Origin of the sequence: Schaalia canis (genome assembly GCF_003858455.1) — a bacterium.
GTDB lineage: Bacteria > Actinomycetota > Actinomycetes > Actinomycetales > Actinomycetaceae > Pauljensenia > Pauljensenia canis.
This window is the reverse complement of record NZ_RQZF01000002.1, coordinates 268,264-287,046: the sequence shown is the minus strand read 5'-3', so window position 1 is coordinate 287,046 and position 18,783 is coordinate 268,264. Positions and strand designations below refer to the sequence as shown.

The 18,783-nt window shown below is 59.1% G+C and carries 16 protein-coding genes and 1 tRNA gene; 8 read left to right on the top strand and 9 right to left on the bottom strand.

Annotation, left to right across the window (positions count from 1 at the left end; translation table 11 throughout):
- Window positions 1-28: 28 nt before the first annotated feature.
- From EII11_RS03700 to EII11_RS10825, 3 genes are read left to right on the top strand one after another with little or no spacing between them, the layout of a single operon-like run.
- Window positions 29-910 (top strand): DUF5926 family protein, encoded by an 882-nt coding sequence (locus EII11_RS03700; RefSeq protein WP_124868717.1) that lies wholly within the window; start codon window positions 29-31, stop codon window positions 908-910.
- A gap of 17 nt (window positions 911-927) precedes the next feature.
- A complete protein-coding gene (locus EII11_RS03695; RefSeq protein WP_124868715.1) occupies window positions 928-1,767 on the top strand; it encodes a glycosyltransferase in 840 nt (279 codons plus the stop codon).
- Window positions 1,764-2,375, top strand: a complete 612-nt coding sequence (locus tag EII11_RS10825) for a methylated-DNA--[protein]-cysteine S-methyltransferase (RefSeq protein WP_124868713.1) — start codon at window positions 1,764-1,766, stop codon at window positions 2,373-2,375. The genes EII11_RS03695 and EII11_RS10825 overlap by 4 nt, the downstream gene beginning before the upstream one ends.
- 54 nt (window positions 2,376-2,429) lie before the next feature.
- On the opposite strand, the gene EII11_RS03685 is transcribed toward EII11_RS10825, so the two are convergent.
- Together EII11_RS03685 and EII11_RS03680 are read right to left on the bottom strand one after the other, a co-directional pair.
- Window positions 2,430-4,850, bottom strand: a complete 2,421-nt coding sequence (locus tag EII11_RS03685; protein ID WP_124868711.1) for a heavy metal translocating P-type ATPase — start codon at window positions 4,848-4,850, stop codon at window positions 2,430-2,432.
- A 44-nt stretch (window positions 4,851-4,894) separates the two neighbouring features.
- Complete coding sequence (locus EII11_RS03680) at window positions 4,895-5,134, bottom strand: heavy-metal-associated domain-containing protein (RefSeq protein WP_124868709.1); 240 nt, start codon at window positions 5,132-5,134, stop codon at window positions 4,895-4,897.
- A 447-nt stretch (window positions 5,135-5,581) separates the two neighbouring features.
- Here EII11_RS03680 and EII11_RS03675 point away from each other — a divergent pair, with 447 nt between their 5' ends.
- Window positions 5,582-7,075 carry an alpha/beta hydrolase family protein gene (locus EII11_RS03675; protein ID WP_124868707.1) on the top strand — a complete coding sequence of 498 codons (1,494 nt, stop codon included), beginning with the start codon at window positions 5,582-5,584 and terminating at the stop codon, window positions 7,073-7,075.
- A 73-nt stretch (window positions 7,076-7,148) separates the two neighbouring features.
- A complete protein-coding gene (locus tag EII11_RS03670) occupies window positions 7,149-7,685 on the top strand; it encodes a pyridine nucleotide-disulfide oxidoreductase (protein WP_240623046.1) in 537 nt (178 codons plus the stop codon).
- A gap of 34 nt (window positions 7,686-7,719) precedes the next feature.
- Here EII11_RS03670 and purB read toward each other — a convergent pair whose 3' ends face one another.
- Window positions 7,720-9,174: an adenylosuccinate lyase gene (gene purB / locus EII11_RS03665; protein ID WP_124868705.1), complete on the bottom strand. Its 1,455-nt coding sequence runs from the start codon at window positions 9,172-9,174 to the stop codon at window positions 7,720-7,722.
- 257 nt (window positions 9,175-9,431) lie between these two features.
- Complete coding sequence (locus EII11_RS10945) at window positions 9,432-9,710, bottom strand: fructosamine kinase family protein (RefSeq protein WP_338068026.1); 279 nt, start codon at window positions 9,708-9,710, stop codon at window positions 9,432-9,434.
- Between the two features lie 848 nt (window positions 9,711-10,558).
- Between EII11_RS10945 and EII11_RS03655 the strand changes: the two genes are divergently transcribed.
- Both EII11_RS03655 and EII11_RS03650 read left to right on the top strand, forming a co-directional pair.
- Window positions 10,559-10,819 (top strand): hypothetical protein, encoded by a 261-nt coding sequence (locus tag EII11_RS03655; protein WP_124868703.1) that lies wholly within the window; start codon window positions 10,559-10,561, stop codon window positions 10,817-10,819.
- An 8-nt stretch (window positions 10,820-10,827) separates the two neighbouring features.
- The gene (locus tag EII11_RS03650; RefSeq protein ID WP_124868701.1) at window positions 10,828-12,624 is read left to right on the top strand and encodes a lipase family protein; all 1,797 of its coding nucleotides are present in this window, start codon (window positions 10,828-10,830) and stop codon (window positions 12,622-12,624) included.
- Between the two features lie 225 nt (window positions 12,625-12,849).
- Here the strand turns inward: EII11_RS03650 and EII11_RS03645 are convergent, their stop codons facing one another.
- Window positions 12,850-13,236: a phage holin family protein gene (locus tag EII11_RS03645; RefSeq protein ID WP_124868699.1), complete on the bottom strand. Its 387-nt coding sequence runs from the start codon at window positions 13,234-13,236 to the stop codon at window positions 12,850-12,852.
- A gap of 137 nt (window positions 13,237-13,373) precedes the next feature.
- Here EII11_RS03645 and hisC point away from each other — a divergent pair, with 137 nt between their 5' ends.
- The gene (hisC, locus tag EII11_RS03640; protein ID WP_124868697.1) at window positions 13,374-14,477 is read left to right on the top strand and encodes a histidinol-phosphate transaminase; all 1,104 of its coding nucleotides are present in this window, start codon (window positions 13,374-13,376) and stop codon (window positions 14,475-14,477) included.
- A gap of 29 nt (window positions 14,478-14,506) precedes the next feature.
- Here the strand turns inward: hisC and EII11_RS03635 are convergent, their stop codons facing one another.
- The 4 genes from EII11_RS03635 to EII11_RS03620 form a co-directional block, all read right to left on the bottom strand.
- Window positions 14,507-15,337 (bottom strand): YwiC-like family protein, encoded by an 831-nt coding sequence (locus EII11_RS03635; protein ID WP_124868695.1) that lies wholly within the window; start codon window positions 15,335-15,337, stop codon window positions 14,507-14,509.
- 188 nt (window positions 15,338-15,525) lie between these two features.
- Window positions 15,526-15,599: transfer RNA gene (locus tag EII11_RS03630), tRNA-Pro, on the bottom strand.
- A gap of 62 nt (window positions 15,600-15,661) precedes the next feature.
- Window positions 15,662-16,615 (bottom strand): metallophosphoesterase, encoded by a 954-nt coding sequence (locus EII11_RS03625; RefSeq protein WP_124868693.1) that lies wholly within the window; start codon window positions 16,613-16,615, stop codon window positions 15,662-15,664.
- Window positions 16,616-16,618: 3 nt separating this feature from the next.
- Entirely contained in the window at window positions 16,619-18,742 is a 2,124-nt protein-coding gene (locus tag EII11_RS03620; protein WP_124868691.1) for a transglycosylase domain-containing protein, read from the bottom strand.
- Window positions 18,743-18,783 lie beyond the last annotated feature (41 nt).

The following is an 18,783-nucleotide window of genomic DNA, read 5'->3' as shown; positions in this document are numbered from 1 at the left end:
AGGCACCCATGGCAGGTATCTTTGATCTATGGGTAAAGCAAGTCGCCGTAAGAAGGTCATCAACCCCGCGAATCGTCCCGCCTACCGCGCGCCTATTCCTTTCGTGGACCGCCCCTTTGAAGGGCTTTCCGCTGAAAAAGAACTGGTTGCCATGCGCGAGATCATTCCCTGCGCCACCATGACAGCTCGAACCAATGCCGACAACGGCGCCGTTGAGTTTGATCTTGTCACTCTCGTGCCAGACGGAAACTCCGCCATGGTGCGCGGTGATGGACGCGTCCTCGTGGGCCTCCAAACCCGGTCCAACTCCGGTGACCTCTCCCATGACGTTGCCGCAGCTGTCCTGGCCGCTATCGACCTGAAGAACAACGGCGGAGAGGGCGTTGTGGAAATCGACGTTCGAGAACCCTCCCCTCGCCTTCAAGACATCCTTGACCTGGACTCCTTCGGCGACATGGAACTGCGTGAGAACTTCGCCTTCTGGCTCAACCCTGACGAAGAACTCACCCACGAAATGCGCCACGCCCTTGAGCAAAATACTGAAGAGGTCATCCCCACCGAGGCCGTTCCTGGCGTTGAGGGCATGTTCTGGTGCTCCATGAACGCAAACTTCGTCCGTTATGTCACTGACATTGACGAAAACCAGCTCTTCAAGGCTCTGGCTCGTTTGAAGGTCGCTGACGCCGCTCACCTTGGCGAAGGCAGTCGTTTCGTTGGCGCATTCCGTGCGTGCGGTATCGCCATCCCCGTCTTTGAACTCCCCGAAGGCGCCACGGCAGCCGATGTCGCAGACGCTGCCGCAACCCTCGCTGCGGGAGTGGAGAAAGCTCTGACCGTCACGGATCCTCTCACGCATGATGAGCGTCGGGCCTACCAGGGCCTCGTGTCCCGCCAGGTGACCATCCGCTAAGAGGAAGTCAACAGATCATGTCCCCTCACGCACACGGCCGCCACCCCCTTGGGCAACGCCGAGTGGCTGCCATTATCGCGGCACATAACGTGGGACATGACGTGGCGACAACCGTCAGATCCTGCAGGGCTATCCCCGGCGTGGATCTCATTGTCGTGGTGGATGACGGTTCCGACGACGACACCGGACATCAGGCGCGCCTCGCGGGAGCGGTAGTGGTTCGCCACTCCGTCCCGCGAGGCCGAGCCTCCGCCCGTGAAACAGGCGTGAAAGTGGCAGCCATGCGCGACCGTGCTGATGGCCCCCAACGCCTTCTTCTTTTCCTTTCGGCTGATGTTGGTGAGTCAGCCGTGGAAGCCTCCACACTGGTTGAGGCCGTCATGGGTGGAGACGTTGATTGCGCGGTGGCGGCTCCGGTTCCCGAAGAAGGGCAGAGACGCTCCTTGGCTGCCAACCTTGCAACCGCTGCCATCAGGCGGGCTACCGGCTGGGAAAGCCGTGCGCCTCTGTCAGAAATGCGCTGCTTCACGCGTGATGCCCTCAACACCGCTATGCCCTTTGCAAATGGGTACGGCCTGGAAGTGGGCATGACCATTGACATGCTCTCAGCGGGGATGTCCATGGCAGAGCTTCCCTGCTCATTCACTCATTCGGGCGCCGATGAGACCGTCGGATACCTCAATCGGAAGCAACGCTACGCTGACGTTCTCTGGACTATTGCGAATCGGCGTCTTCGTCGCGTGCACCTGCCTGTGGCACAACGCCGTGAAGCGGCACGCCAGCAGGTGGAGGGACACCCCTACCCCCGACCAGCATCCGTGCGGGACGCTGAGCCTCTCTTTGAGGAGTCCCAATGACGGCTGGACCCTCCACGCGCTCTGCTGAGGAAATCCGACTGCGAGTGACGGGTCTGCTGAAGGGAATTGTTACGCCTCCCGATGTGGAAATCTGGGCCTGCGAGCAGGGCGTCACGCGGGTGATTCTCGGAGATAGGCTCAGCGCCACTCCAGATCCACTCACACGTATCCTTGAGGCCCCTCCCACCGATTCATCGTGGGCTCCCCACCTTGAAGGAATAGTAGGCGATGTAGATGCTGGTGACAGGGCCTCTCGGCACGCTGTCCAGGCTGCCCAGGAGATCCGCGACTACATGCGCGGCTCACGCGACTCTTTCAGCGTGCCCCTCGCCCCGGCACCAACCTCGCCCTTCACAATGCGCGTTCACGAGGCGATTGCCACCATCCCCTACGGGCAGCGGTGGACCTACGCTGAACTTGCCACCGCCCTGGGCAACCCAGGTGCCACACGCGCGGTGGGAACGGCCTGCGGGAAAAACCCGCTACCGATCCTCGTCCCCTGCCACAGAGTGGTGCGAGCTGATGGAACGCTTGGACGCTACACGGGTGGGGATGCGATTAAGGGTGCTCTTCTCGCTCTCGAAACCGGCATGAGCTCATCTATTTGACCCAATCCAGCGCCGTGTGACCTGCCGTTTGGGCCGGGCTGTACTGTACTGGGCTTAGGCGTCGGGCTGAATCCGGCGCAAACGCAAGGAGTTCACAACCACGCACACCGATGACGCCGACATTGCAGCCGCCGCGATCATCGGGTTGAGCAAGCCCATAACGGCCAGGGGCAGCATCGCGACGTTGTATCCAAAGGCCCAGAAGAGGTTTTCCTGAATGATCCTCAGAGTCTTCTTCGAAATGCGCACAGCCAGTGGGGCGGCACTCACCCGCGAGGTGGTCAGGACAATGTCTGCCACATTCTGCGCGACGTCGGTGCCTGACCCCATTGCCATCCCCAGGTCGGCCTGAGCGAGGGCAGCAGCGTCATTGACTCCGTCACCGACCATCGCCACCGTCGCCCCCGCGTTGTGGAGGTCGCGAACCAGATTGTGCTTGTCTGCGGGCGTGACCTGCGCGTAGACCCTGTCGATGCCAAGCTCGCTGGCAACTGCGCGGGCAGCACGCTCATTGTCGCCAGTGAGAAGAACAGGGGTGATGCCCAAGTCTCGCACCTGCGCGATCGCTTGGCGTGCATCAGGCTTTATCGCATCCTTCACGGCAAAGGCGGCGCACACGCGCGCACCCGCTGCCGACAAAGAGTGAGGATCCCAGGCGGGTGCAGCATCTGAGTTCGACGAGGCCGCTACTGCGGGTGCGCTCGGTCGGGGATCGCGAAGTCCCATGAAGGTTGCGTGGAAGCCAGCCGCATCCACGACATCGACAATGGCCTGAGGGTCCCACTCTCGATCGAGGGTGACAAGGGCGGATTCGGTAGCAAGATTGACGGAGGCTGAAACGCCATCCAACTTGGCGAGTTTCTTCTCCACGCGACGTACGCAGGACGCGCAGGTCATCCCTTCCACCTTGAGTTCGATCTGAGGCAGAACGAGGGCGCTGTCCTCTGAGGGCAGGGCGAGAGGGGAAGGGGCGCCAGATGGTGTGGTGGCGCTGGCCATATGTGGAGCAGAAGAAGCATCGGGTGATGTCTGCTCGGAGGTAGCGGCAGGAACGTCTGCGTCGGCAGGGACGCTCACCATCATGACCACCGTGGCGCCAGCGGCCTCGTAATTTGCTTGGAAGGCAGAGGTTTCCGGCGACAGCTCAACCCCCATGTCAATCAGCCACGACGGCTTCCCCACGACCAGGCGCTCTGAGCCGAGCATCGCTGAGACACCATTACCGGCAAAGGCCGTGAAAGCCTCGACGGGCACGGGTGGGATATTCTTCTGCCCCGCAGCGGCGACAATGGCTGTACCAACAGGGTGTTCGGAGAGAACCTCAACGCTGGCAGCCTTAGCCCATAAGGATGGCTCAGAGGCTCCGTCAAAGTGCGCGTCAACGACGCCCATTCGACCATCAGTGAGCGTGCCCGTCTTGTCAAAGATCATGGTGTCAACGCGTCGCGTTGACTCCAGAACGGGCGCTGATCGGACCACAATACCCAACTGTGCTGCACGACTCGACCCGACAAGCAGGGCCGTCGGCGTTGCCAAACCAAGGGCGCAGGGGCAGGCCACAACAAGGACAGCTACGGCTGCAGTCATCGCCGCTTGAGTAGATCCTCCCGCAACCATCCATCCAATGAATGTCAACGCAGAAAGAACAAGGACGGCGGGCACGAACACGCCAGAAACACGGTCCGCTAAACGTTGAACCTGCGCTTTATCTGCTTGAGCGGCGGCCAACATCTGGCCGATGTGTGCCAGGGCCGTGTCCTCACCGACTGCGGTTGCGCGCAGCGTCAAAGAACCCCAGGTGTTGATCACTCCGCCGATTACCTCATCACCCACTGTGACATCAACGGGTACGGACTCGCCAGTCATTAACGACGAATCCACTGCGGAGGCCCCCTCAATAACGACGCCATCGGTGGGAACCTTCTCCCCTGGCCGGACCAGCACAACGTCGCCCACCTGCAACTGCGTGGTGGGCACTTTGCGTTCCACGCGGGAACCGGCCTCGTCATTTGTCAGGAGGACAGCTTCCTTCGCGCTCATTTCCAGCAGGGAACGCAAAGCGTCGCCAGCGGCCAAGCGCGTGCGGGCTTCAATGGAGCGGCCAATTAAGAGGAAAACGACGATCATGCACGCGCCCTCAAAATAGATGTCCGCGTGCCCATGGGTGGAGCTTGGGAGGAAACTCATCTGCATGGTCATCCCGATAAGGCCCGCACCACCGAAGAACAGGGCCCACAGGCTCCACAGTGTGGATGCTGCGACACCCAAGCTCACAAGGGTGTCCATCGTCGTCGATCCGTGGCGGGCTGTACGCAAGGCGGCGCGGTGGAAGGGCCAGGCGCCCCAGGTGACGACAGGGAGGGAGAGGGCTGCCACAAGCCACTGCCAGCCGGGAAACTGCAGGGGCGGGAACATGGAAAGGACCATGACCACGACCGACAGAGGGAGGGAAACGAGCAGACGAAGGCGGTACATGCGCCTTTGCCTCCTAAAAAGGGGGAGAAGAAGGGAGTGAGGTTTTAGAAGTCGCGGGTGATAGACACGAGTTCAAAACCTGCTTCGGTGATGGCGTCACGCAACGCATCATCGTCAACGCCAGTATCGGTAACGACGGTCACGGTTGAGGTGTCGCCGCTCCTGAGGATGACCTCGGTGTTGAGGACGCCGGGAACCTCAGAGAGTTCTTCGGTGACGGTTGCAACGCAGTGTCCGCAGGTGAGTCCTTTAACCCCCAGAACGATGGTGCGATCGATAGCCACAATGCCTCCTCAATTAGGACAAGATTCCATTGCGAAACTACAGCCGACGGGGATGCCTGTCAACAGCAGGGATGTGAACCTGGCGACTGCCGCCCCCAGATGTGCATTCACGGGGATCATCAGCCGCAAGCTCCCCAGAATCGCCTGGGCGCACACGCGGGAGTCGGCACGCCTGGAGTTGGCACGCCTGGAGTCAGCGCGTCTGGACTCTGTGCGCATGAAGGTGGAGTGCGTGGAGATTGCCCCCGGTGGAAGCCCGGGTGTGGAGTGAGTGCCTGTGCGCGTGCGAAGAAGGGCAGAATCGACAAAAATAGTGCAAATAATAGGAGCTGTGCCCGCGCAGGAGTGACACTGTGCTCCTGAAGCGCATAGTGCGCCAAAGCCGCGCAACCCACGCAGGCAGACATTTTGCACACCTGGGACAAACACGAGAGAACGGAGGGGGTAATGAGCCGAGCTGCTCGGATTCTTGCTGGCATCAACTCCCGTCGTTCCGCAGCCCAGCGACGTTCCAACTATGCCCCCCGACGTGTTCCTCACTCCTTCCCTCCCGGGTACTTGCGGCGACGCCTCCTCCCCCTTACTCCCACCGCTGTAGCCGCTACGACCATCAGCGCAATCTCTGGTCTTCCACTCCTACCTCAACGCCGCCGCACCCCCCTGCGTGGCATTGCCGACAGGCTCGCTACCGATGTCTCCGAGCGCGCCCAGAGACTCTACTTCGACGAACCGGGCCTCGATACCCTCACCGTCCGAGCGATTGGCACCTGGGCCCAGCGCCTCGCCAACCTTGGACGACTCTATCTGCGAACCAGGATCGCCCTGGGATGGGACTCCGATGGGCGGGCGGCTACCATGCTGCCCCTCGTCCCCAGACGCGGCTACGACACCTTGATGGTGTCGATGCTGGTCATTGGTACGGCCCTGGGGTATTTCAAGGGCGGGCCAGTGCATATTGCCCGCTTCTATGATGACTCCCTTTCTCCAGCACGCCTACCCCTCCCTGAGGGGCAACCCATCCCTAAACCACGCCGCCTCCATGCCCCGCGCACCCTGGGCGACATGTGTGCTGACATTGATGACCTGTACTGGGCCGACGGTATTGGGCAAACCCTTAAGATCACGCGTGTTGGCCAAGGAGAGAACCGTCGCTGGTTGATCTCGATGCCGGGTACGGAAACCGTAGACCCTGTCTCGAACGCTAACCCCGCAGATACTGAGGCGAATATTCGCGAGGTCCTCAACCTTCCTTCCTCCATGCGTGGCGGCCTCCTCAAAGCGCTCCATGACGCCATGACCCATGAGGGAATCCGCCCCGAAGACTTCGCGCGTGAACCGGTGATGATCTGCGGACACTCCCAAGGAGGTATGGTCGGTACAGCTCTAGCCACGGATGCCCCTGACGCTTTAGGGATTAATGTCCAAGCCCTCCTGACCCTGGGCACACCAAGCCGTCGCCTGCGTATCCGTGATGATGTCACGATGATTGCCGTCGCACACGATCAAGACATCGTGCCGTCGATTGATGGCACCAGCGCGCGCGTTCCCGACCATCGCGTGAGCGTGGGACGGCGCTTGGTTCGCCCGCGCAAAGGCCCGCTGTACTACGCGCATGCCTCCGTGACCTACACCGAAACAGTGCGTCACATGGAACGTAAGGTGGCGATCGCCCCCTGGGGGCGTTTACCGGCAGCAGTGAAACGCCTCCACGAGTTCCTTCCTTCCGAGGGCGAAGCCACCCGCGTGTTCTTCTATGAAGTCTGGCAAGATGTGCTCGAGCCAACCCATGACCGCACATGGTGCACGGTGGTGTCCTTGGAGGACTCGCAGTGGCAGCCGGTTGAATACCGGATGGCGTGGGAGCCAGCGCCACTTTTGCCCGTCAATTATGAGTATCTACGAAGGTGGTGGACACGCGATGACGCCGAAACAAACACCTAGAGGCAGACGCAGATTCCTGGGGGCGGCCTTCCCTCGCGGTGTGCCCCGAATGTGGGAGCCAGGATCAACTCCGGTGAATAAGCAGTTGGGCGCTCGCGGTGCTGGCGAGCGGCGCTTACCGCAGATTGATAATCCCTTGCTGATTGCTGCTGTCGGCGTGGGGGCAATGGGTGTGGGAGCGGCGGTGCGTCGCTTACGCCCCGGTGGACGAGGCGGACGCCCGGAACGTTTTGCGCAGTGGGTGCACAAGAGTTTGGGGACTGTCAGCGTGGGGGATGCGGAGTTGGACGCGATCGTACGTGATATGACGGTTGATGTTCTTGAGGGCTTTGGAAAATTACCGTTGGTCAGCGTGGACCTTTATGTTGATGACGACTCCCCCCTATGGACGTCAGTGCTGGGGCACGACATGCTTGAGGTCGTCTCCGAACATGTGTGGAACAATCCTGAGATCGCTCCGGTTGCTGTACGAGGGCGCCTGCTGAGCGTGAATGATGGGCGCCAGATCGCAGACATGGAAGCCTTGGGTTTTGATGGCGAGATTGCCCGTCCAGCGGATCTTTTTGAGCGTTTCGGCCCGCCCGCATCGGACCCCACATGGAGGTCATGAGGGGCCTGCGGGCCTTTGTGTGATCCAGGTTCTGCTATACCCAGGTTGCCATTTCTTCAGCAAGACCAATGTAGGTATGGGGGCTGAGCGTTGCTAAACGTGCTTCAACCTCGGCAGGCAGACCCAGATCAGCGATGAAGGCGCGCATATCCTCGGCGGTGACTTCCGTTCCTCGGGTGAGTTCTTTGAGGCGCTCGTAGGGGTTGGCCATGCCAGTTGCTCCGGCAATGGCGGCGGCACGCATGGCCTGCTGGATAGCTTCACCCAGCACCGCCCAGTTTGCGTCAAGGTCCTCACGCATACGAGAGGCATTCATGTCGATACCGTCAAGGCCGCGCACGAGGTTATCGAGAGCCAACATGGAATGGCCTAGCGCCACACCAATATTGCGTTGAGTGGTGGAATCAGTGAGGTCGCGCTGCAGGCGGGAAGTCACCAAGGTTGCAGACAGGGTATCCAGCAGTGCTGTAGAGATTTCAAGGTTTGCTTCGGCGTTCTCAAAGCGAATGGGGTTGACCTTGTGGGGCATGGTGGATGAGCCCGTTGAACCCTGGGCAGCCAGATTCTGGTGGAAGTACCCCATGGAGATGTAGGTCCAGCAGTCGGTGGCGAGATTGTGAGCAATGCGATTGAAGCGTGCGACGTCGGCATAGATTTCAGCCTGGAAGTCGTGGGACTCGATCTGCGTTGTCAAAGGGTTCCAGGTCAGGCCAAGGCCTTCCACGAAGGCGCGGGTGGTGGCTGGCCAGTCAACGTTGGGGACAGAGATGACGTGGGCGGCCCAAGTGCCGGTGGCACCATTGATTTTGCCTAGGTATTCGGCGCTCTCAATGCGGCGAATCTGGCGGGAGAGACGGTGGGCGACGACGGCTAATTCTTTGCCCATGGTCACGGGGGTGGCGGGCTGACCGTGGGTGTGGGCGAGCATGGGAATAGTTGCCCCCGCGTGGGCCATAGCAACGAGACGCTCATGCAGGGTGCGGGCTGCGGGGAGCCACACGAGTTCAATAGCTGCTTTGATGGTGAGAGCGTAGGCGAGGTTGTTGATGTCTTCGGAGGTGCAGAAGATGTGGATGACTTCGCGCAGATCTGGCAGGCGCGTGTCGGTGCCGAGCGCATCAGGGGCGCGGTCAAGGTGCTCACCGATGAGGTATTCCACGGCTTTGACGTCGTGGCGGGTTTCAGCCTCGATCTGCGCCAGGCGTGCGATCTCGGTGGCGCCGAAGTGGCGGGGGAGCGCGCGCAGGTAGTCGCGTTCGGCATCTGTCAGGCGTGGGGCGCCGGGAAGGAGCGCCTGATCGAGCAGGTGAATGAACCACTCAACCTCAACGTGGACACGGGCGCGGTTCAGGCCCGCTTCGGAGAGGAAATTCGCCAGGGGGGCGGCTGCGGGGCGGTAGCGCCCATCGAGGGGAGAGACTGGTTCTCCCTGCGCTGCGAGGTCGGTGTAGCCGTGCGATGTCGAGAACAGTTCCTGCCAAGTGCTCATGCCTCCATCATCCCAGAGGAGGGGTGTTGTGTGCCCGCCTGAAGCTGATTCTGGACGCTGGCTGCTCCCATGTGTGCGCCCAGGTGTGGAGTGGGGGCTAATGCGGGTGAAAACACTGTGGGCGCACAGGTGGGAGCACAGCTCGATGCAGGCCGAGGTGGGTGGTACGCGTTTGCCGCCTGGTCAAGGTGTGCTGCGAGACGCGGGTTTGCCGCCTGGTCAATCGTCTGCGCGTGATGAACAGGAACGGAGAACTCTCAGAGGAAGCGCTGCACGATGCTCAAGGTTTCGGGAATGTAAGAGGTGCCGAAGAGCTGACAGTGAACCATAAGAATGTGGAGTTGGTGGAGGGGGAGTCGTTCTTCCCAACCGTCGTCTAAGGGGGACGCTTCGTTGTAGGCGGCCCAGATGCGTTGAGTGTGGGGTGCGCCAAAGACCGCGAGTGCTGCAAGGTCCTCTTCGCCGTGGCCTCCTTGGGCAGCTGGGTCGATAAGGACGACGCCCTCGGGGGTCCAGATAACATTTCCGCTCCACATGTCTCCGTGGGTGCGTGAGGCAGGGTGCCCGGCATTGCGTACAAGGGCGGGTTGGGCGTGGTCGTAGACTCCGGAGTCGAGTTTGTTGTAGAAACGGTTGAGGAGGGTCTGTTGCTGCGGGGTGAAAGGTGCGGCGTTGGAGTGGGGTGCAAGCCGGTGGCGTGGAGGTGGGCGAGTTCGCGGCCAAAGTTTTCGGCGGCCTGCGGGGTAGGGGAGGCGAGGGTAAGGCGAGGTTCTTCCAACCAGTCGGGGCCGTGATCGAGGACGGGGACGATGGGCACGGCCTGTGGCCCAGCCGCAGAGAGCCAGCGGAGGCCTGCGACTTCATAGGCGATGCGGCCTGGGCGAGAATCGTGCTTGCGGAAGGTGCTCACGGTTGATCCTAGGTGTGGGGGTGAGGAATCTAGGAGATATTGTCCACCGGCTCCCGGGTGTGCGGTCAAGCTTGCATGGGGGACTTTTCCAGGAGAGATTTGCTGGCTGCACAGGTGGGAGGAGGTGGCGTCGGCAGGGGGCGTTGTCGGTGGGATCCGGGTCTTGTCGGGAGCGGGGGAAGAACGAGCAAATCTTAGGTTTTCCTGAAAACAAACTGGTGTTTAACCGTGAGAAATGCGTGTTAGCTTATAGTTTAGAGCTGCATTTCCACAGGTATTGTTGTTATTCACAGGGTTTATCCACAATGTGACTAATATTTGCGAGATATCCACAGATGTCCTCGTTCTTTTTCTTCCTTCTGATCGTGCCACCTAGGGTCGTTCCTGACGTCATTGCTGGCAGTTCTTTAGCACCACAGGGAGTGCTAGGGGCACAAAATGCATCGCGCACAGCGGAGTAAGAAAGGAATCACCATGGTCTCCGATCATCTGAGCAATATTGACGAGGCGCTCGCAGTGCTCACGCGCGTTCAAATGAGGCTCAGTGGCGTTCAAAGCGCCCTCGCAACGTGTTCTTTTGGCTCCTGGGAAGGCCAAGCTGCTCAAGCGGCGCGAGAAGAGAGGCTTCACATTGTCAGTGAAATGGGAGCGATGAATGAAAGCCTCAACGCTGCCGAAATGGACTTCGAGGAATGTCGCAACATGCTCGTTTCGTCCGCTGTGACAGCCTTCTAGGGGGAGCCGTGAGTAAAAGTGAATTTGATGCCCGCGTAGTCGTCACCTCATCGACCACGGTCGCTGATATTCCCGCGCTAATGCAGGCATTGTCGGCTTTACGTCCCCTCTTAGATGAGATGGAGATGTGCCGAAGTGAGTTAAGCTCTCTTGTTCATCAGGTGGCATCTTTTCCCAGCCTTGAAAACAGAAGCGTGGCACTGGCGCGTTTCCATGTCGAAGAGGCCCGCGCCTCACTCAGAAAAAGCATGCGTGACCTCATCATCTTTAATGAAAGCCTGGGGACGTGTGCCCTCAGCTATAGTGCGGCCGAGGGAGATGCCGCTTCTTTTGCGCAACTGCGGGCATGGCTCTATCCCTCTCCATTGAGCGTGATGGAAGCCATCACGGGAGGAGGGGCATCTTTCTTCCAGCCATTGAGGCACCAGCACAGCCAAAAGAAACGTCCTTGGCGGCAGGCGTGGTATTCGGGACGAGGGCGAGATCTTTTTCCACCAACATTTCAGAGCGCCGCCGCTTCATCGGCAATTTATGGGGCGATCTTTGCTACCGGATGGGGCTCTGATCCAACCGATTCATGGGCAATGCAATTCCATGTGGAGGATGTTTCTCGTGGCCTCATGCGCACGACACAGTGGGTCTACCAAGGAGAGAAGCCGACAAACCAAGTGTGGGGAGCGAATGCCTCCCACGCAACACCTGAAGCAGCTGGGGTCGCGGCGTCAGCTCTATTTGGATGGGCGCGACTCTTTGCTGGGAGTAATAACAGTGTTCTTCTTGGTCGCCCTCGCGAGGAATCCCCAACGGGACATCCATCCGGCGCTCATAAGGGGAAATCAGGCATTCTTCGCATTCTCAGAAATCCGCGTTCGCACAACCTCAGCCGAACACTTCTTCCAGGTGCCAACGGGCTATCGCAGTTCTTCACCATCGGCAGTGGTTTGGGAGTGCTGCCGGAGGGTGCACTTTCAGTGTCTTCAGGAGACGTTGTATCAGCACTCAATAACTCTGCGCCTCATACCGGAATTCAAAACCCTGAGATCTTGCCGCGCCATAAGGTCAGCTACGTTGAGACTCCCAGGGAAGCATCGGCGCTCATCGAGCGAATCGGTGCCCTCGCGGAAGGGCAAGAGCACGGAGAGTTTGAGATCCTCAAACATGAAACACAAGGGCCGGGAGGGACAACCCGGTCGTGGAGTGTCATCATCCGAGGAACGCAGCATTGGACGGCCGAAGGCACGAACATTCAAGACCTTCACACGAATCTCAATGCTGTTGCGGGCCTGGAATCGGATCAGACGCGGGCTATTAAGGCAGCGATGGCAGATGTGGGCATTAAACCGACCGAAGCGGTGGAGTTTGTGGGCCATTCGCAAGGCGGAATCATCGCTAGTCAGCTTGCCAGCGATGCGGAAGTCAGTAGCCGCTATAAAGTCGCTGCTGTTCTAACGGCCGGGGCGCCGACAGCCGGATACGACCCCAACACAAGCGTTGGAATGTTGAACCTAGAAAATACGCGAGATCAGGTGCCCGCTCTTGATGGACGAGGAAACAATGACCACGGAAATAATCTCACCGTGCACTTCGACGGCAACCTGCTGGGCCGCGTGACGCCAGAAGGCCGACACATATTCGCCCATGACATGAGCGTTTATCGCGATGCAATGAAACACTTTGAGGAAGCTCCCACCAAAGCGACCGAAGAAGTGAGTGCATGGCTGGCCCAGCGAAGCAATGAGCTGAATCTTCAGGATTCGACCATCTCGACCTCCTACGTGTACACAACACGACGAAGCTCGCTGTGAAGTTCTAGGAGGCAAACAAGAGTCCCGCTATGAACTGCAGTCACGATGAAGATGAATGTCAGAGGGTAGTAAGTAAAGGAAACTTGCGGACTGTGGCATCAAGGGGAGCGAGGATGTGAAAACGCTCCTGTGTGCATCGCAGAAACGATGAGCACAGGAGCGTCGAGTCAGGGGGCTATCCGTTCGGCAACGAATACGTCACCTGATGGCAGATGAAGAAAGTGTTCACTTCTTGTCTTCTGCGACACCGAGGGCGCCAGCCGCAAGGCTGGAGACGATTGCGGTAATCAGTGCACCGAAGAGTGCTGCCCAGAATCCGCTGACCTCGAAGGGGATACCGAGCTTGCCGGCAAGCCAGCCGGTGAGCATGAACATCAGGGCGTTGGTGACCAGGGCGAAAAGACCGAAGGTCAGAGCGTACAGAGGAGCGGTGAGGGTCTTCACCATGGGGTGAACGATCGAGTTCACGGCCGTGAATACGAGGGCAATGAGCACCAGAGTCACGAGAGCGGAGAAGAAACCGCCCGAAGCAAAGGAGACACCGGGAACGAGCAGGGCCGCTACCCAGATACCAATAATCGTCGCGGCCAATTGCAAAAGAAATCGTTTCATGTATTCCAGTATTCCTGCTACCTGCAGTTTCGGCATCTGGAGGGGGGATTCTGTGTCCTAAGTCCTAACCTATGTGCCTGTGAATCCGGTAATGGAATGGTCGTGAAATGCGAGGGTTAATGAGGTAAAAATAGTCCATGACAAACGTGCCCTCATCTGCATCAAAAAACAGATTCCCGCATGCATTCGACGGACGCCCTCAGGTGCGCATACGCCCCCAAGTGGATGCACTACCCCGCTATGTGCCAGGCCAGGCAATACCTGGCGCGGTGAAGCTCTCCTCCAACGAAAACCCCTACCCGCCGTCTCCGCAGGTGCTTGACGAAGCAGGGAAGGCGCTTGGCCTCGTGAACCGCTATCCCGATCTCACAGCAACGCCGGTCCGCGAGGCACTAAGCACCCGCCTCGGGGTTGAGGCTGAACAGATCTGCGTCGGCGCAGGATCTTCGGCTGTCCTCCTTGCATCGCTCATGACCGTTAGCGGCGCTGAGGCCGAAGTCATCTTTGCCTGGCGATCCTTCGAGTCCTACCCCATCGCTGTGCCCGCAGCGGGAGCCACTCCTGTTCCTGTGCCCCTCACCGCCCAGTGGGAGCATGACCTCACACGTATGCAGGCCGCCATCACACCGGCAACGTCGGCAATCATTCTGTGCACCCCGAACAACCCAACCGGCACAGCTTTAACCTTCGCTCAGATCCGACAGTTCCTTGCGGAGGTCCCCCCTCACATCCTCGTCCTCATTGACGAGGCTTACATCGAGTTCTCAACCAGCGCCGAGGTCACCACCTCGCTACCTTTGCTGGAGGAACACCCCAATCTTCTCATCTTGCGCACTTTCTCCAAGGCCTACGGCCTTGCCGGAATGCGAGTCGGATACGGAGTTGGGCATCCTGAAATCATTTCAGCCATCCAAGCTGTCTCTATCCCCTTTGGCGTGTCAGGCCCTGCGCAGGCCGCCGCTGTCAAAGCCCTTGCCGATGAGGACGTCATTGCAAACGGGGTGCGTGCAATCACCGACGAACGGGCACGCATGAGCGATTTTTTGCGCGCACAGGGATGGGATGTCCCTGACAGTCAGGCGAACTTCTTGTGGCTCCCCCACGCCTCCGCCAGCGTCTTCCAGCACTGCCGCGACGCCGGGGTTCTCCTGCGCCCCTTCCCAGAGGGTATTCGCCTCAGCATCGGAACCCCTGAAGAAAACAACACTGCACTCGCACTGATTGCCTCTTTCAGACCTTGATTAACGCCTGCGGGCCGCGGATGGCCGAACTAAAGGGAGATCAGCAAAAGCGCCGTCAAAACCGCCGTCGCTACGAACTCGCTCATGCCAATGAGGGCGGGGCGAATTTCTGTGCCTCTACGCTGCAGCAGCGGGACAAGGAGACAGCGGGCCGCCAACATGAACCATAGCGCGACCATCCACCAGGAGGTCAGAGCATAAGCGGCAGCTCCCATCAGGACAAAGATGCAGCACACATGCCATGCCGTTGCCGCCCATACCCATCGATGGTCATTCTTGCCACGAATTAAAGAACGAACATAGGGAACCGTGCCAATGAAGTAGGCCGCGAGAATCCCTGTTGTGACCCATATGGGAGTCCAGTGTGCGTCGACAAGAGTGGTGAGGCTGGGAGTGTCTACTCCCAACCAATAGGCCAGAGGGAGCATGAGGGAGGACGCGAGGATGGTAGAGACCCTTGCAGGCATTGAGCGTTCCTGACGCCGCCAGGCCTCAATGAACGCTATGGCGACTAACGGCGCAAAGGCGGGAATCCACGTAAGAAGCTGCGGGTGCCACACAATGAGCACGATCCCCAGAAGTGCTGCGGTCACTGCCCAAAAGATAAGAGCAGGGAAAAGGCGCGTGCGAATGCGCGCTGAGCGTCGCCCCTTCAAGAAGAGTGTTGCGGCATTGAAGAAATGAAAGCCAGCGAACCACGCGAAGAATAGGACGAGATGAACCTCTGTCCAGCCTGCCAGGAAAGCGCCTAGAAGGAGTGGTAGCAGGGCCATTGGCCATGCGCCGTGCTGGTCTTGTAGCCAACCATGCTGAGTGAGGTAGCGCAGGCGTGAGGTGCGAGGCGAGGTGGAGTGAGGCACGACAGTCTTTCAGGTGTGGAAGCGTTTCTTCTAGCCTATCGGCTCCCCAAGCAGACTTCGAGAGTGTCCTGTTGTGATCTCACAGGGGTGTCATGACAGGTGGTTGCTGAAATCAGCCTCGGCTCACATGCGGGCGGAAGGGTAAAAAAATTTGCCCCTGGCACTCGCCAAGGGCAAATTTCTACGAGTCGGGGTGGCGGGATTTGAACCCACGACCTCTTCGTCCCGAACGAAGCGCGCTACCAAGCTGCGCCACACCCCGTAGAACGTGTTAAGCATACCGGCAACAATGCGCATCGACAAAACGCTTGGGGTGGTTGTCCCTCACACACTCCGAATGTGAATCAATGCAGCTTCAGGACGCGTGGCAATCCTAAAGGGCACATAGGGGCTTGTTCCAAGCCCCGCCGATACATGCAGTAGCGAAGTGGAACCGTCATGTTCCCATGTGCTCATCCACTTGCCGTGAGCGCGCGGGAGATCACAGTTAGTGACCAGAGAGCGTACTCCAGGGAGTCCGAATTGGCCGCCGTGGGTGTGCCCAGCGAGGATCAGATCGGCCTTAGCATCGGTCATTGCGTCAAGGACACGCCGGTAGGGTGCGTGAGTTAATCCGAGACGAAGTCGGGCCGTATCTGGTTGCTCGTTCGTCCACTCAGGGCTGGGAATAGGAAAGCGATCGCGGTGAATGTGGGGGTCGTCAACGCCGATGAGGGCAAGTGTCAGCGGCCCCGTTGCAGTAGTGAGAGGCAAGGAATGGGAGGCGTTGCTGCAATCCACCCATCCTGCGCCGATGAAGGTGCTACGGAGTTCTTCCCAGGGTAAGTCAGGGACGTTTCGGCTCCGGCTGCGCGCGGTTCGAGGATCTTTGCGTAGGTAGCGCGTCCAACTTTTGCGTTCTGGTGAATAGTAGTCATTGGAGCCAAAGACGAAGGCGCCGGGCAGGTCAAAGAAGGGGGCGTGAGCGTCGACGGCAAGAGCAAGCCCGTCGTGACCGCCGAAGTTGTCGCCCGTTGAGACGACGAAGTCCATCTCTTCTTCCTGAGCGAGGCGCATGAGGAAGTCTCGGATAAACTCCTGCCCTCCAAACATGTGGAGGTCAGCGATGTGGAGGATGCGCAGGTCTATATTCCTGGTGCTGGGAAGGAACACATCGTATCTGCGTAGCGTAGGGAATCGCCTCTCAACATATCCCCATGCCAACGTTGAGGTGCCAAGTAGTCCCACGCCTGCTACGGCGCCGATGGTGCGCCGGGCGGCTGTGTGAAGTAGAGGCATTGGTTAACGACCCGATTGGGGGGTGTTGCTCGGCTGGTTCGGCGTGGGCGCAGGGCGAGGCGGTGTGGGGACATTGCCGATGAAGACATCCGGCAGACCTATAAAGTCAAGGCCCTCATGAACTGTGCTCATGTACGGAGCCCAAATATTGCGGCCAACGAAGGTCTCGCCATAGATGGCATCGTAATAGTTACCATTGATGACAATATCTTGGACAGGTTGCTGCGAGGCGGCAGCTCGGCCAACCCATGCGGAGGTCGCGTACTGAGGGGTGAAACCAGTCAGCCAGGTATTGGCGTTATTGTTTGTGGTGCCTGATTTCGCGCCGAAAGGACGCCCTCCATCCAAACGAGTGGCGTTGTAATAGCGTGCGGTGGACTTGCCGAGAATATTGGATGCCTGGCGGGCAACAGTGGGGCTGATGACCTCTTTACACTGTGGCGTGTATTCCTTGATGACGGCCTCGCTACGGTCTGTGACAACGGTGAGAGCCTGGGGTGTGCAGAGCTGGCCGTCGTGGGCGATGGCAGCAAAAGCATTCGCCATGGTCAGAGGGGAAGACGATGCTGAACCGAGGATATTCGCAGGCAGTGCTTGAACAATTTCTCCATTGGCGTCGGTTACACCAAAGTCTGACGCCAACTGGAAAATCTGGCAGAAGTCCACGCGGGATGCCATGTTAATGAAAGCCTGGTTGACCGACAGACCGGTGGCGGAGATGGTATTGAATGTGCCGTTCTTCCCAGGCAGATCCTCAACGTCGTAGGTGTCGGTGTAGATGGGTTCCCCGCCGCAGGAGAACTCACCATTGACATAGATGCGGTTATTGCGCCCGACGGAGGCATAGGCGGAATTACCTTCCTTCAGCCACTGTAACAAGGTAAAGACCTTGAAGGTTGAGCCGACTTGGAAGATGCCGTTGGCGCTGTAGTTCGACATGGTTCTACCATCTTCAACACCGTATTCAGTGTTCTGTGCCATAGCCAAGACTTTGCCGGTGCCGGGCTCAACGGTGACCATCGCCGTGTCGAGACCTGATTCGTCGTGTACGGGAATGGCGTCAACGAGGGCTTGGTAGGCAGCATTGTTGAGCCTGGGGTTGAGCGTCGTGCGGATGGTCAGGCCACCGGTCTTGAGAAGGCGTTCACGCTTGGCGTAGCTATCACCAAAGGCGGGGTCGTCAAGGAATTGGCTAATGGCAAAATCGCAGAAGTAGGCGTTGATCCCAGAGGCTCCCAAACATCCCTGGGGAGTTTCATTGGGCTTGAGCATGTCGGCAACAGGGGTGTTCACGCCGTTTTGGTAGTCTTCCTCGGTAATGATGCCCTCGTTTCGCATCACCATTAAGACGGTGTTGCGGCGGGTTTCTGCGGCCTCGGGGTTGGTCAGAGGATTGTAGTCAACAGGGGATTGGACGAGGCCTGCCAGCAGGGCTGATTCGAGCCAGTTGAGTTCTGCGGCGCTGTGGCTGAAGTAGAGCTGGGAGGCGGCCTCAACGCCGTAGGTGATGGGGCCGAAGGGGGCGATATTGAGGTAGCCGGTGAGGATCTCATCCTTGGTCATGCTCTTTTCCAAGGTGAGTGCATATTTCACTTCGCGGAGTTTACGTTGGGTGGTTTGTTCCACCGCAGAGTAGGCAAGCTCAGCATCGCCTTCAAGGTAGCCGCGTTCCTGAATGGAGTTGCGGACGAATTGCTGGGTGATAGTCGAAGCGCCCTGCTTACCGCCGTCAGAGAGATTGTTGACAAGGGCTCGTGCCATACCTTCAGGGTCGACTCCGTGATGGTCGTAGAAGCGTTTGTCCTCGATGGCCACGATTGCCTGCTTCATGACGTCGGCAATTTTGTCGGAAGGGACGACGATGCGGCGCTTGTCGTAGAATCGGGCGATCACGCCGCCGTCCGCGTCCAGGAGAAGGGACTCCTCAGCGGGTGCAATGACCTGGATCTCGGAGGGAAGTCCGTCAAAGACTGTCGGGACTGTCTTTGCGACGACGCCGACAGAACCAACGGCCGGGATCATGATCCCGGCAACGAGGGTTCCCAACAAGCCAGAGAGAGCAAAGAATGACCCGATAAGGGTCATGAGCTGTGCCGGCCGGGCGTTGCGTGAGCGTGACTTCGACATACATCAAGAATACGCATCATTGACGTTCTTGTGCGGTGCGG